The following is a 12164-nucleotide window of genomic DNA, read 5'->3' as shown; positions in this document are numbered from 1 at the left end:
CCACCGCAACATTGTTTGCGACCAACGAGATGTGCTTCAATGGCCGCGCGTTCAATGGGCTGGCTGGATTTGTCATGAGATCGATGCTTGCGGCAACACTGATGTTGGCGTCCGCCACAGGCGCGGGCGCCCAGATGACGGCGCCGCAGGTCCCCGGCACCAAGCCGAAGGTGGTCCAGACCGTTCCGATCAAGCCGCCCGCCCTGCAGACGCCGTCGGAAACCGCCGATGCGATGGCGCAGGCGGAGCGGCTGTCGCTGCAATCCGACCTTGCCTGGGTCGGTCAATATAACGGCGCCATCACCGGCGATGTCAGCTCCCGCATGGTCGACGCCATCAAGGAATACCAGAAGGCCAAGGGCGGCAAGCCAACCGGCGTGCTCAATCCGCAGGAACGCGCCGCGCTCGCCGAAACCGCACGGCGCAAGCAGGACAGCGTCGGCTGGAAGATCGTGACCGAGATGACCAGCGGCGCGCGGCTCGGCATTCCCTCAAAGCTGGTGCCAAATCAGGCGACCGACGCCAACGGCTCGAAATGGACCTCGCCGACCGGAACGGTGCAGGTGCTGCTCAGCCGCCGCAAGGAGGCAAATCCGACCACGGCGAAACTGGCGGAGGCCGAGAAGAAGGAGCCTGCGGGGCGCAAGGTCGACTACACCGTGGTGAAGCCCGATTTCTTCGTGCTGTCAGGGTTGCAGGGCCTGAAGAAGTTTTACGTGCGCGGCACCTCTAGGGGCGACGAGGTGCGCATCATGACGATCCTGTATGACCAGGCCATGGAGAACACGGTCGAGCCGGTCGTGATCGCGATGTCGAGCGCGTTCAACGCGTTCCCGGCGGGACCGCAGGCAGGACCCGCGCCGCGCAAGACCGTCGAATACGGCACCGGCATCGTCGTCAGCGACGACGGCGCTATACTGGCGGATCGCCTCGTCACCGATTCCTGTCTCGCCATCACCATCGGCGGTTACGGCAATGCCGATCGGCTCGCCGAGGACAAGGACCACGATCTCGCGCTGCTGCACATCTACGGCGCGCGCGGCTTGAAGCCGCTCAGTCTCGCGGGCGGCGTTGTGAAGACGAGTGTCGATGTCATCGGCATCGCCGATCCGCAGGGCCAGGGCGGCGCGGCGGCCGTGTCGAGCGTCAAGGGCGCGCTCGCGCCGGTGACGACGAGCGACTCCGCGCTGTCTCCGCCGCCAGCGGTCGGCTTCTCCGGCAGCCCGGCCATGGATGGCCAAAGCAAATTCGTGGGAATCGCGCTGTTGAAGCCGGCGATGGTTGCGGGTCCCGCGACCACTTTGCCGGTCGCACAGGCGGTGATGGTTTCCGCGGAGACGGTGCGCGATTTCCTGAAGGCAAACGGCGTCACCGCGAATGGCACGTCGAACGATGCGAAAGCCGCCGTGGTGCGCGTGATCTGCGTGCGGAAATGACGCTCAGCTCAACCTGAACCTGATCCCGCTCTTGGCGAGACCGCCGGAAATCCCGACTGGGGTGCCGTCAGCGCGCCAGCAGGCGGCGCCCGTCATGGTGCCGTCGTCGTGGAAGGCGATGCCGTTCATGCCGCCGGCGACCGTTGCGACCGGTTGCACCTTGTGGCCGAGCGCTGTGAGTTTTGTGCGGACGCTCTCAGAGATGGCCCGCTCGACCTCGAGTGCATTGCCCTCGGTCCAGACCCGCGGCGCCTCGACGGCCTCCTGCAGACTCATGCCGTGGTCGATCAGGTTGACCAGCGCCTGCATCGCGCTCGGGAAGATGCGCTTGCCCCCGGGCAGGCCCAACGCGTAGCGCAGCTTGCCGTCACGCAGCGCCATCATCGGCGACATCGAGGTCGTCACGCGCTTGCCCGGCGCGAGCGACAGCGCGTGGCCCGGATGCGGGTCGAACAGGTTCATGTAATTGTTGGCGATGGCTCCCAGGCCCGGGATCATGATCTTGGCGCCGAACAGATTGTTGATGGTCTGCGTGGTCGCGACCACATTGCCGAAGCTGTCCGCCGCCGTCATGTGCGTGGTGTGCGCGCTTTCGAGCTGCGTCACACCGGCACTGAAGGCTTGCGCCCGCGTCGGGTCGATCGTGCGGCGGCGCTCCTCGGCATAGGCTTTCGACGTCAGCTTCTCCACGGGCACGCCGACATAGTCGGGATCTCCGCTCGCAGCGGCGCGATCGGCGAAGGCGATCTTCAGCACCTCGGCGAGATAGTGGATCGTCTCCGAGGTGCCGAAGCCGAGGCCTTCGATGTCGTAGCCTTCCAGAATGTTCAGCATCTGCGCGATGTGCACGCCGGAGGCCGCAGGCGGTGGCGGCCCGAGGATGCTCCAGCCGCGATAGTCGGCGCGGATCGGCTGCCGCTCGACGGTCTTGTAGCTGGTGAGGTCGTTGCGACGGATGAAGCCGCCTGTTTTCTCCATGTAGTCGGCGAGGACGTCGCCGAGCGGCCCCTCATAGAGCGCCCTTTCACCGTGATCGGCGATAGTGCGCAGCGTCTCGGCATATTCGGATTGCACCACGCGCGCGCCGACCTTCAATGGCTCGCCGTTGGGCAGGAAGACCGACGCGATCGGCTTGTCCTTGCGCATCTCGGCAGCGCTCTCGCTGATGCATTCGTGCAGATAGGGCGTTGCCGCATAGCCGCGCGTGGCGTGCTTGATCGCGGGTTGCATGACGTCGGCCAGCGACATGGTGCCGAACCTCTGCAGCGTCTCGCACCAGGCCTTCAGCGAGCCCGGCGTCGCGACCGCCTTCGGTCCGTTGAGATTCTCATTGCCGACGGTGTCGAACACGTCATGGGCCGAGCCTGGCCTGGACGTGTAGGTGGTGTCGCGCACCGAAGCGGGCACCGTGCTCTGGCCGTCGATGACGCGATGGCTGCCGTCGGCAAGCCTGATATGCGCCATGCCGCCGCCGATGATGCCGACCATCATCGGCTCGACCACGGTCAGCGTGAACAGGGTGGCGATCGCCGCATCGATGGCGTTGCCGCCGGCGGCCAGCATCTCGGCGCCGGCACTCGATGCGAGCGGATGATTGCTCACCACCATGCCGCGGCTCGAGACCGCCGGCATCTTCTGACATTCAAAAGTGGTCGCTGTCCGGTCGCGCCAGTTGCCGCCCATGCCGCTCGCCCTTCTTCTTGCTTGTGCACGACAGCAAGCACATCATACGCGCGATTACGGGTCCAGTAGTGGTACGGATTAGCTGGCATTCCTGATTCTGCCATCATCGTATCAGTTGATTCGGACATCCGCGGTCCCCTTTGGATCGGGCAGGGCACGTCCTGAGCGAGAAGAGCTCAGCATCAAAAAGCGATGCACGTTCGCGTGGCGTTATCCGCAAGACCCAAGCACTCCAAAGGATTGATCTTCATATGCACACGATCGTACTGGCCACCCAAAAGGGCGGCAGTGGCAAGAGCACGCTCGCCATCGGCCTCGCGCTGGCTGCCAAGCAGGCCGGCTTCACCGTCCGCCTGATCGAGACCGACCCGCAGGGCACCCTCTCCAACTGGTCGCGCCGCCGCAACAACGACGATGTCGTGGTCGAGCCGATCTATCACGCCGCCGATGTCGCGCCGCGGCTGACGATGCTGGCCGACAGCGGTCTGCAGCTTGCGATCGTCGACACCGCCGCCGGCCTTTCCGCCGCGACCACCGCCGCGATCCGCCACTCCGACCTCTGCCTGATCCCGGCCCGCCCGAGCGTCGCCGACATCGAGGCGACCATCTCGACCGTCAGCGTCGCACGCGCCTGGAAGCGGCCCTACAGCTTCGTGCTGAACCAGACGCCGATCCGCGGCCAGCGCATCGACAACGCAGCCAACACGCTCGCCGAGGAAGCCGCGCTCGATCTCGCCGACGTGCTGGCCCGCCCGCTGATCGTGATGCGCAACGACCATCAGGACTCGCTCGCCTCGGGCCTCGCCGTCAGCGAGTTCGCGCCGAACGGGAAGTCGACCGAGGAGATCCGCGGGCTCTGGCGCTGGATCGAGACCCGCCTCGATCTCTCCGCCGGCAATCTCCTGATCGACCAGGTCATGTCGGCGGCAGACGGCATGTTGCACGCCGCCACCGAGCTCGCGGCGGACGAAACCACCACTCTGGCGTCCTGAGCGGGGCGATCGCTCAAGGTCCAGGCGGGCTCTTCGCTGTCCGGTGAACGAGCCCAGGCGACGAAGCAATCCGGCCACCAGCCCGGCCGGATTGCTTCGCTTCGCGTTTTGTCGAAAACAACCCCATGCACAGTAGAACTAACGTCACTTCTGACATTTCGGGCACCAGAACGTCGAGCGCCCGTTCTGGACGAATCGCTTGATCGTGCCGCCGCAGGCAGGCGTCGTGCATTTCTCGCCTTCGCGGTCGTAGACCTTGAACGAATGCTGGAAATAGCCGAGCTCGCCCGAGGTCTGGCGATGGTCGCGCAGTGACGAGCCGCCAGCCTTGATGGCGTCGTTGAGCACGGTGTGGATCGCACCCACCAGGCGCTTGGCATGATCGGTTGGTTCGCCCCCGGCAACGCCCTTGCGTTGTCCGGACTTGGTCGAGAGCGTCGCCGCGATGCGGCGCGGCGACAGGTGCGAGCGGTGCAGGGCTTCGCAGACATAGATGTTGCCGAGCCCGGCCACGACGCGCTGATCGAGCAGCGCGGCCTTCAGGCTCGTGGTCTTGCCTGCGCATGACCTTGCCAGCATGGCGGCATCGAATTCGTTGCCGAGCGGCTCGGGGCCGAGATCGCGCAGCAGCGGCTCTTCGTCGAGGGCATTGCGGGCAATCACTTTCATGTAACCGAAGCGCCTGGGATCGTGGAAGACGATGTCGGCGCCGGAGGACATCCGAAACAGCACGTGATCGTGCGCGGAGTCCTTCCCCCTGGGATAGTGAAACTCGCCAGGCGCAGCCTCGTTGTCCGGCTTGATGACCCGAAACGAGCCCGACATGCCCAGATGCATCAACAGCACGTCGCCGGAGCCGAGATCGGCCATGAGATATTTTGCACGCCGGCCGAGCCCCGTGACGATCTGTCCCTGCAGCCGGGCCACGAAATCGGGTTGGAACGGAAAGCGCAAATCCGGCCGGCGGGCCTCCGCGACCACGATTTTGGCCCCCTCCATGACGGGCTGAAGGCCGCGGCGGACGGTCTCGACTTCGGGCAATTCAGGCATGGTCAGGCATTCACCTTCTGAGGGCGGTGTGATAGCGCCATTGCGGTGGGCGGGCTATGGTCCGCCCAGTGGAGTAGAGTAATGGATCGGCCGGGCGAAACCACGCATTTTGGCTTCAAAGACGTTCCCCTCGGGGACAAGCAGACGCTGGTGAACGATGTGTTTCACAGCGTGGCGTCGCGCTATGACTTGATGAACGATTTGATGTCCGGTGGCCTGCACCGGGTCTGGAAGGACATCATGATCAACACGCTCAACCCGCCCAAGGGCGACCGGCCGTTCGCGCTGCTCGACGTCGCCGGCGGCACCGGCGACATCTCGTTCCGGGCCGCCAAGGCGGCAGGGCCCGGCTTCCATGCCACGGTCTGCGACATCAATTCCGACATGCTGGCGGTCGGCCGCGAGCGCGCCGCCAAGCGTCACCTCGAGACACAAGTCGATTTCGTCGAAGGCAACGCCGAAGCGCTCGCCTTCGCCAACAGCAGCTTCGACGCATATACGATCGCTTTCGGCATTCGCAACGTGCCGCGGATCGACCTTGCGCTGCGCGAGGCCTATCGCGTGCTGAGGCCCGGCAGCCGCTTCCTGTGCCTGGAATTCTCCAGCGTCGAGATGCCCGGCCTCGACAAGCTCTATGATTTGTTCTCGTTCAAGGTGATCCCGCCGCTCGGCCGCATGGTCACGGGCGACGCCGAATCCTACCAATATCTGGTCGAATCGATCCGCAAATTTCCGAAGCCCAACGCCTTCGCCGACATGATCCGCGAGGCCGGCTTCTCCCGCGTGAGCTGGCAGATTTTGTCCGGCGGCATCGTCGCACTGCATTCGGGCTGGCGTTTGTGATTTCTGCCATCACCCACATATCGCGCCTGATCCGCGCGGCGTTCGTGTTTGCCCGCGAGGGTGTGTTCGGCGCCGTCGATCCAAGCCTGGTGCCGCCGCCGGGACAACTCGCGCTGAAACTTGCGCGCCTCATCGAGCGTCGCGGCGCCAAGCACGGCCCGCGGATCTCGCGCGCGCTGACGCGGATGGGTCCGGCCTATCTCAAGCTCGGACAATTTTTGGCGACGCGCCCCGACGTCGTCGGCTTCAACATGGCGCGCGACCTCGAGAGCCTGCAGGATCGCCTGCCGCCGTTCTCCCAGGCCGAAGCCGAAGCTGCGATCGCAACGTCGCTGGAGCGGCCGCTGAAGGACGTTTTCGTCACGTTCGGCCCGCCGGTGGCGGCCGCCTCGATCGCACAGGTGCATCGCGGCGAGGTGATGCGCGACGGCATAAGCAAGCCCGTTGCAGTCAAGGTGCTCAGGCCCAACGTAGCCTCGCGCTTCCGCCGCGACCTCTCCGATTTCTTCTACGTCGCGCACAAGGCCGAGGCCTATTCGGCCGAGGCGCGGCGACTTCGCCTTGTCGAGGTCATCAACACGATGTCGCGCTCGGTCGCGATGGAGATGGACCTGCGGCTGGAAGCGGCCGCGCTGTCGGAGATGGCGGAGAACACGGCAGACGATCCGGATTTCCGCGTCCCTGAGGTCGACTGGGATCGCACCACGCACAACGTGCTGACGATGGAGTGGATCGACGGCATCGCGCTGAACGACCACAAGCGCCTCGCGGAAGCGCAGGTCGATCTGCCCGATCTCGGCCGCAAGGTGATCCAGAGTTTTCTGCGCCACGCGCTGCGCGACGGCTTCTTCCACGCCGACATGCATCCGGGCAATCTGTTCCTCGACGACGCCGGCCGCCTCGTCGCGGTCGATTTCGGCATCATGGGCCGGCTCGGCATGAAGGAGCGGCGCTTCCTAGCCGAAATCCTGCTCGGCTTCATCACCCGCGACTATCGCCGGGTCGCCGAGGTGCATTTCGAGGCGGGCTACGTGCCTGCGCACCATTCAGTGGAGAATTTCGCGCAAGCGATCCGCGCCATCGGCGAGCCCATCCACAACCGCACCGCCGAGGAGATCTCGATGGCGCGGCTGCTGACGCTGCTGCTCGAGGTCACCGGCCTGTTCGACATGACGACGCGGCCCGAGCTGATCCTGCTGCAGAAGACCATGGTCGTGGTCGAGGGCGTGGCGCGCGGCTTCGATCCCAGACTCGACATCTGGAAGGTCGCCGATCCCGTCGTGCGTGAATGGATCGAACGCAATCTCGGACCGATCGGCCGGGTGCAGGGGGCGCTGGCCGGCGGCGGCGACCTCGCCAAGGTGCTGATACGCCTGCCCGACATCGCCCAGCGCTCGGTTGCGGTGCTCGAGCAGCTGGAGACCATGACGCGGGAAGGCATCCGCCTGTCGCCGGAGAGCATCGCCGCGATGGGCCGCAGCGAGGGCCGCAAGAACCGCTGGCGCACCGTCGCGCTCTGGATCATCGCCGCGACCTTCATCGGCATCTTGGTCGCCGTCCGGAATCTGTAATTGATTGCACTGCAATCATTCGAATGATAGCATCGCCATCATTCCGTGCTGGAGCGAGGCATTATGGCGAGCCTGACCATCCGCAAGCTCGACGAGAGCGTCAAAACCTATTTGCGCCTTCGCTCAGCCAGGAACCGCAGGTCGGTCGAGGAAGAGGTCCGGATCATCCTCGGGGAGTTGATCGAAGGCCGCGAGGAACCGCTGACGCCGTTTGCGCTGCCGCCCGAGACATCCCCAGCCCCCGCGTCTTCGCGCAGCAGCGCCGTCCCTGAGGCCAGCGTCACCCTGATCATCGGCGGCGGCATCGCGGCGTTCAAGTCGCTCGACCTGATCCGCAGGCTGAAGGAGCGGCGCATCGAGGTGCGCTGCGTCCTGACCAAGGCGGCCGCGCAATTCGTCACCCCGCTCTCGGTCAGCGCGCTCTCCCATGAGCGCGTCTACACCGATCTGTTCGACCCGCAGAGCGAGTTCGACGCCGGCCATATCCGCCTCGCCCGCGACTGCGATCTGATCGTGGTGGCGCCCGCGACCGCCGATTTGATGGCGAAGATGGCCAACGGCCATGCCGACGATCTCGCCAGCGCGATCCTGCTCGCGACTAACAGAAAGATCCTGCTGGCGCCGGCGATGAATCCGCTGATGTGGAACAATGCGGCGACCCGCCGCAACGTCGCGCAACTGCAGCGCGACGGCGTGCTGATGATCGGGCCCAATTCCGGCGAGATGGCCGAGGCGGGCGAAGCCGGCGTCGGCCGCATGTCGGAAGCGATCGAGATCGCCAATGCCGCCGAGAAACTGCTGCGGCCGCCGGTGCCGCGCCCGCTCGCCGGCAAGCGGGTGCTGATCACCGCAGGTCCCACCCACGAGCCGATCGATCCGGTGCGCTACATCGCCAACCGTTCCTCCGGCAAGCAGGGCTTTGCCATCGCCGCCGCGGCGCAGGCCGCGGGCGCCGAGGTGATCCTGGTCAGCGGCCCGGTCGATCTCGCCGACCCCGCCGGCGTGACCGTGAAGCATGTCGAATCGGCGCGGCAGATGCTGGACCAGGTGCAGGCGACCCTTCCCGTCGACATCGCGATCTTCGCCGCCGCCGTCGCCGACTGGCGCGTCGCCAATGAAGGCGAGCAGAAGCTGAAGAAGACATCGGCCGGCATGCCGCCGCTGCAACTGGTCGAAAACCCCGACATCCTCGCCACGATCTCCAAGCTCGCCGACCAACGCCCGCCGCTCGTGATCGGCTTCGCCGCCGAAACCGAGCATCTCATCGACAACGCCAAGGCCAAACTCGCCCGCAAGGGCTGCGACTGGATCGTCGCCAACGACGTCTCGCCCGCCACGGGGGTGATGGGCGGAGATCGCAATACCGTGCACCTCATCAGCAAGAATGCTGCTGAGAACGGCGAGATGTCGGTTGATTCCTGGCCTGTCATGACCAAGGAACAAGTCGCCATCGAACTGGTCGCGCATATCGTGAAGAGCGTGACCGACAAATCCGCCAAAAAATCTCCGGAGCCGGCATCTTGAGCACCGAGGTCACCGTCGAACTGCAGCAACTGGCCCATGCCCAGGGCCTGCCGCTGCCGGCCTATCAGACTGCGGAGGCAGCCGGCCTCGATCTGATGGCAGCGGTGCCGGAGGACGAGCCGATGACGCTCGCACCTGGTCAATACGCGCTGGTACCGACCGGGCTCGCGATCGCGTTGCCGCCGGGCCATGAGGCCCAGGTGCGCCCGCGCTCCGGGCTTGCCGCCAAGCACGGCGTCACCGTGCTGAACTCGCCCGGCACTGTCGACGCCGACTACCGCGGCGAGATCAAGGTGATCCTGATCAACCACGGAGCGGCATCCTTCGTGATCAAGCGCGGCGAGCGCATCGCGCAGATGGTGATCGCACCGGTGGTCCAGGCCGCGCTGGTCCCGGTGACGATACTATCGCCGACCGATCGCGGCGCCGGCGGATTTGGCTCGACGGGGCGGTAGCTTTCTTGCCTCTCCCGCAAGCAGGCGGGAGAGGTCGGCACTCTGACAGTGGCTACTGTTCCTGCTTGAACACATCCTGGAAAATGAGCGGCCCCCAAATGCGGCCGCGTGCGTGCACCAGCGCGCCACCCTCGTTGAGCTTGCCCAGCTTGACGGGTGCGAAGCCGAGTTGTTTGGCCAAGGCGGCCACGGGAGCCGTCGCGTCCTCGTCGTCACTAGACAGAAAGACGACCCGGTGGCCACCCTCGACGATCGGATCGGCAGCCAGGGCCGCAGCGGGCAGGTGATTGAAGCCTTTCACAAGCCTGGCGCCGGTGAACGCCTTCGCCACCAAGGCAGAGGACGGGAAACTGTCCGGCTCTTCACCAAACGCGTTCGTCGCATCGATCACCGTCTTGCCTTTCCAACTCGGCAAAACCTTCGCAACTTCGCGATGCTCCCCGAACGGGACCGCCAGGATGATCGTGTCGGCCTGGAGCGCATCCCGCAGCGACGTGGCGACGACCGTGGGTCCAATTGCCCCAGCCTGCGGCGCCAACGCCTCGGGCGGCCGCCGGCTCGCGACGGTCACCTCGATGTTCTTGCGAGCGAAGGCTTGGGCGAGGGCCTGGCCTATCTTGCCGAATCCGACAATGGCGTAGCTCATGATGTTTCTCCGATGTTCAGATGGCCGAGAAGCCGCCGTCGACCGACAGCTCCAGGCCATTCACGAAGCTCGACTCGTCTGAAGCCAGAAACAGCGCGGCCGCCGCAATTTCCTCAGGACGACCCATTTTTCCCCGCGGGATCAGGGATTCGAACATCCGCTTCGCCTCCTCGGTGAGGACCTGGTCCTGCATCGGTGTGGCGATCGGCCCCGGGTGCAGCACGTTCACCCGGATATTCCTGCTCTTCAGTTCATTGAGCCACCCGCGCGCGAATGCGTGCAATGCCGCCTTGCTCGCCGCATACACGCTGTAACCGGGAAAGCCTTTCAGCGACGCGACTGACCCGGTCATGAAGATCGATCCGCCATCGCTGAACAGCGGCAACGCCTTCTGAACCGTGAACAGCGTGCCGCGCGTGTTGAGGCCGAAGGTCGCATCGAAATGCTGCTCGGTAATCTCGCCCAGCGGGACGGCTTCGCCCGTGCCGGCACTCGCATACAGGACGTCGATCCTGCCCTTGTCCCGCTTCACCGTATCGAACAGGCGGTCGAGGTCGTCGAGATTGGCCGCGTCACCGCGCACGCCGGTCACGTTCCGGCCAATCAGCCTGACGGCCTCATCGAGCGCCTGCTGCCTCCGGCCTGTCATGAAAACATAGGCGCCTTCTTCAACGAATCGCCTGGCGCTTGCCAGCGCCATGCCGCTCGATCCACCCGTGATGACTGCAATCTTACCGTCCAGCTTACCCATGACTTTTCCTTTGGGACTTCGTCCTTGGCCATTCGGGGAGGCCCCCCGAGAACCTCGACATAGGCCTGACGGCGTCAGGCGTTGAGTGTGGAAGCGCGCACATCGGTGGTGCGAAATCGATCCGCCCGGACGACGGATGCCAGCCGCGACGATCGCTGTCCGCTGTTCGGAATTGAGCTGCGCTCGTCGGCATGGGCTGCGGTGAGCGCCCGTGCTACCCACAGACGAGATGCCGCTTGACGGACTGTGGGCACGGGCTTTGGAAGGGCACCTCGGCGGTGCCGGATTGCACCATGATCGACTGGGATGACGTTCGCTACTTTCTTGCCGTCGCGCGCGGAGGCTCGGTGCGGGCCGCCGCCGAGCGCCTCGGGGTGAATCACTCGACCGTGCTGCGACGCGTCGCCCAACTGGAGGAGCGGCTCGGAGCGCAGATGTTCGAGAAGCTGCCTTCGGGCTACCGCCTGACCGCTGCGGGTGAGGAGGTCCTCGAGCTCGCGGACCAAATGGAAGCGTCGTCGCACCAGTTGGAGACGCGCGTCTTCGGCCGCGACCAGAATGTGCGCGGGCGTCTGCGCGTGACACTGGCACCGCCGCTGGCGACACACCTCCTGATGCCGGATTTCGCCGATTTCGCGCGTCTGCATTCGGACATCGAGATGGAAATCATGTCGTCCGGCGAGCTCGCAAATCTGACCAGCCGGGAGGCCGACGTCGCGATCCGCGTCGTCTACGACCGCAAGACCCTGCCGCTCAATCTTCACGGCCTGAAGGGACCGGAGCTGTTCGGAGGCATCTACATGTCCAGGGATCGGCTGGCCGCGTGGCGTGCGGGCGCGCCCGATCCTGTCAGGTGGATCGTCATCAGCATTCATGGCATCCCGGACTGGGCCCACGGGGGTGAGGTTCGCGCCGCCGAGGTTCCGTTCCGGGTCACCGATGCCGGGGCCCAGATCGTGGCCGTCCGACAGGGGATCGGGATGACGACGCTGCCGTGCTTCGTCGGCGATGCCGACCCGCTGCTGGTGAGGGTGCCGGGCACCGACCTGCACATGTACGGAACGGTCTGGCTTCTCACACAGGGGGAGACACGCAAGACGAAGCGCGTGCGGCTGTTCGCGGAGTTCGTATCCCGCAGGCTCGCCGCGTACGCGCCGCTTCTGGCGGGACTATCCGGAGCGAGCGAATGAGCGCAGCAGCGCGCGGCTGACAC

At 65.5% G+C, this 12164-nt stretch carries 11 protein-coding genes; 7 read left to right on the top strand and 4 right to left on the bottom strand.

What is annotated here, in order from left to right:
• Positions 1-74 precede the first annotated feature (74 nt).
• Positions 75-1436 (top strand): serine protease, encoded by a 1362-nt coding sequence (locus G8O24_RS11970; protein WP_188099414.1) that lies wholly within the window; start codon positions 75-77, stop codon positions 1434-1436.
• Between the two features lie 3 nt (positions 1437-1439).
• Here G8O24_RS11970 and ggt read toward each other — a convergent pair whose 3' ends face one another.
• Positions 1440-3119: a gamma-glutamyltransferase gene (gene ggt, locus G8O24_RS11965; protein ID WP_188099412.1), complete on the bottom strand. Its 1680-nt coding sequence runs from the start codon at positions 3117-3119 to the stop codon at positions 1440-1442.
• A 251-nt stretch (positions 3120-3370) separates the two neighbouring features.
• Between ggt and G8O24_RS11960 the strand changes: the two genes are divergently transcribed.
• Positions 3371-4111 (top strand): nucleotide-binding protein, encoded by a 741-nt coding sequence (locus G8O24_RS11960; RefSeq protein ID WP_188099411.1) that lies wholly within the window; start codon positions 3371-3373, stop codon positions 4109-4111.
• 144 nt (positions 4112-4255) lie between these two features.
• Here the strand turns inward: G8O24_RS11960 and mutM are convergent, their stop codons facing one another.
• A complete protein-coding gene (gene mutM / locus G8O24_RS11955) occupies positions 4256-5161 on the bottom strand; it encodes a bifunctional DNA-formamidopyrimidine glycosylase/DNA-(apurinic or apyrimidinic site) lyase (protein WP_188099408.1) in 906 nt (301 codons plus the stop codon).
• An 81-nt stretch (positions 5162-5242) separates the two neighbouring features.
• On the opposite strand from mutM, the gene ubiE reads away from it, so the two are divergent.
• The 4 genes from ubiE (at position 5243) to dut (ending at position 9554) form a co-directional block, all read left to right on the top strand.
• Positions 5243-6004: a bifunctional demethylmenaquinone methyltransferase/2-methoxy-6-polyprenyl-1,4-benzoquinol methylase UbiE gene (gene ubiE, locus G8O24_RS11950; protein ID WP_188099405.1), complete on the top strand. Its 762-nt coding sequence runs from the start codon at positions 5243-5245 to the stop codon at positions 6002-6004.
• On the top strand, positions 6001-7575 hold the full coding sequence (gene ubiB, locus G8O24_RS11945) for a 2-polyprenylphenol 6-hydroxylase (RefSeq protein WP_188099400.1): 1575 nt from the start codon (positions 6001-6003) through the stop codon (positions 7573-7575). Before ubiE ends, ubiB begins: the two co-directional genes overlap by 4 nt.
• A 63-nt stretch (positions 7576-7638) precedes the next feature.
• Complete coding sequence (gene coaBC / locus G8O24_RS11940; protein ID WP_188099399.1) at positions 7639-9099, top strand: bifunctional phosphopantothenoylcysteine decarboxylase/phosphopantothenate--cysteine ligase CoaBC; 1461 nt, start codon at positions 7639-7641, stop codon at positions 9097-9099.
• A complete protein-coding gene (gene dut / locus G8O24_RS11935; protein WP_188099396.1) occupies positions 9096-9554 on the top strand; it encodes a dUTP diphosphatase in 459 nt (152 codons plus the stop codon). Before coaBC ends, dut begins: the two co-directional genes overlap by 4 nt.
• 52 nt (positions 9555-9606) lie before the next feature.
• Here the strand turns inward: dut and G8O24_RS11930 are convergent, their stop codons facing one another.
• Together G8O24_RS11930 and G8O24_RS11925 are read right to left on the bottom strand one after the other, a co-directional pair.
• The gene (locus G8O24_RS11930; protein ID WP_244645825.1) at positions 9607-10200 is read right to left on the bottom strand and encodes an NADPH-dependent F420 reductase; all 594 of its coding nucleotides are present in this window, start codon (positions 10198-10200) and stop codon (positions 9607-9609) included.
• 16 nt (positions 10201-10216) lie between these two features.
• The gene (locus G8O24_RS11925; protein ID WP_188099393.1) at positions 10217-10951 is read right to left on the bottom strand and encodes an SDR family NAD(P)-dependent oxidoreductase; all 735 of its coding nucleotides are present in this window, start codon (positions 10949-10951) and stop codon (positions 10217-10219) included.
• A 293-nt stretch (positions 10952-11244) separates the two neighbouring features.
• On the opposite strand from G8O24_RS11925, the gene G8O24_RS11920 reads away from it, so the two are divergent.
• Positions 11245-12141: a LysR family transcriptional regulator gene (locus tag G8O24_RS11920; RefSeq protein WP_188099391.1), complete on the top strand. Its 897-nt coding sequence runs from the start codon at positions 11245-11247 to the stop codon at positions 12139-12141.
• Positions 12142-12164 lie beyond the last annotated feature (23 nt).

This window comes from Bradyrhizobium campsiandrae (assembly GCF_014529705.1).
GTDB classification, from domain to species: Bacteria; Pseudomonadota; Alphaproteobacteria; order Rhizobiales; family Xanthobacteraceae; genus Bradyrhizobium; species Bradyrhizobium campsiandrae.
Note: the sequence above shows the minus strand (reverse complement) of the source record. Positions and strands in the feature narration are given on the sequence as shown.

What these genes read in the sequence shown, in the direction of transcription:
- G8O24_RS11970 (WP_188099414.1), top strand. Translation starts at nt 75, where the DNA reads ATGAGATCGATGCTTGCGGCAACACTGATGTTGGCGTCCGCCACAGGC.
- ggt (WP_188099412.1), bottom strand. Translation starts at nt 3,119, where the DNA reads ATGGGCGGCAACTGGCGCGACCGGACAGCGACCACTTTTGAATGTCAG.
- G8O24_RS11960 (WP_188099411.1), top strand. Translation starts at nt 3,371, where the DNA reads ATGCACACGATCGTACTGGCCACCCAAAAGGGCGGCAGTGGCAAGAGC.
- mutM (WP_188099408.1), bottom strand. Translation starts at nt 5,161, where the DNA reads ATGCCTGAATTGCCCGAAGTCGAGACCGTCCGCCGCGGCCTTCAGCCC.
- ubiE (WP_188099405.1), top strand. Translation starts at nt 5,243, where the DNA reads ATGGATCGGCCGGGCGAAACCACGCATTTTGGCTTCAAAGACGTTCCC.
- coaBC (WP_188099399.1), top strand. Translation starts at nt 7,639, where the DNA reads ATGGCGAGCCTGACCATCCGCAAGCTCGACGAGAGCGTCAAAACCTAT.
- G8O24_RS11930 (WP_244645825.1), bottom strand. Translation starts at nt 10,200, where the DNA reads ATGAGCTACGCCATTGTCGGATTCGGCAAGATAGGCCAGGCCCTCGCC.
- G8O24_RS11925 (WP_188099393.1), bottom strand. Translation starts at nt 10,951, where the DNA reads ATGGGTAAGCTGGACGGTAAGATTGCAGTCATCACGGGTGGATCGAGC.
- G8O24_RS11920 (WP_188099391.1), top strand. Translation starts at nt 11,245, where the DNA reads ATGATCGACTGGGATGACGTTCGCTACTTTCTTGCCGTCGCGCGCGGA.